The sequence below is a fragment of the Streptomyces swartbergensis genome, assembly GCF_002148965.1.
Taxonomy (GTDB): domain Bacteria; phylum Actinomycetota; class Actinomycetes; order Streptomycetales; family Streptomycetaceae; genus Streptomyces; species Streptomyces swartbergensis.
In genome coordinates, this window is sequence record NZ_NGFN01000822.1 from 1 (window position 1) to 728 (window position 728).

Annotated in this window: 1 pseudogene; it reads right to left on the reverse strand. The window is 77.6% G+C overall.

Annotation, left to right across the window (positions count from 1 at the left end):
- Positions 1–728, reverse strand: a pseudogene (locus tag CA983_RS44545) (energy-coupling factor transporter transmembrane protein EcfT); the annotation flags it as partial.

Consider the following 728-nt stretch of genomic DNA (forward strand, 5'->3'; position numbering starts at 1 on the left):
GGTGGGGGCCACGAGCGGCAGCACGCCGGGGTGCAGGGCCGCGGGGTCCCGGGCGGCGGCGAGCGTGAGGAGCGCGGCGACCGCCACGCCGGAGGCGACGACCAGCAAGGCGCGCACGTCCCAGCGGTCGGGGCGGTACCGGGTGCGCAGCGACCGCCGTCCGCCGAGCCGGAGACCCGCGAGCGCGGCGGCGAGGCCGGTGAGGAGTACGGGGATGCCGTAGGTGGCGCCTTCGGCGGTGAGCAGACCGTACGTTCCGGCGCACATGCCGAGCAGCCCGCCCAGGGTGAGGGCGGCGGTGGTGCGGCGGACGGCGGCGGGGACCTGGGCGGTACGGCCGTAGCCGCGGGCGTCCATCGCGGCGGCGAGCGACACCGAGCGCTCCAGCGCGCCCTCCAGGACCGGGAGCCCGACGTGCAGCAGGCCCCGGACGCCCTTGTCCGGTCGGCCGCGCAGGCGGCGGGCGGCGCGCAGGCGCTGGACGTCGGCGATGAGGCTGGGCGCGAAGGTCAGGGCCACGACGACCGCGACGCCCATTTCGTACAGGGCGCCCGGGAGGGACTTGAGCAGGCGGGAGGGGTTCGCGAGGGCGTTCGCGGCGCCGACGCAGATGAGCAGGGTGGCCAGTTTCAGGCCGTCGTACAGGGCGAAGGTGAGGGCCTCGGCGGTGACCTCGCCGCCGAGGCGGATGCCCTGGGCCCAGGCGGGGAGGCCGGCTTCGGGGAGGG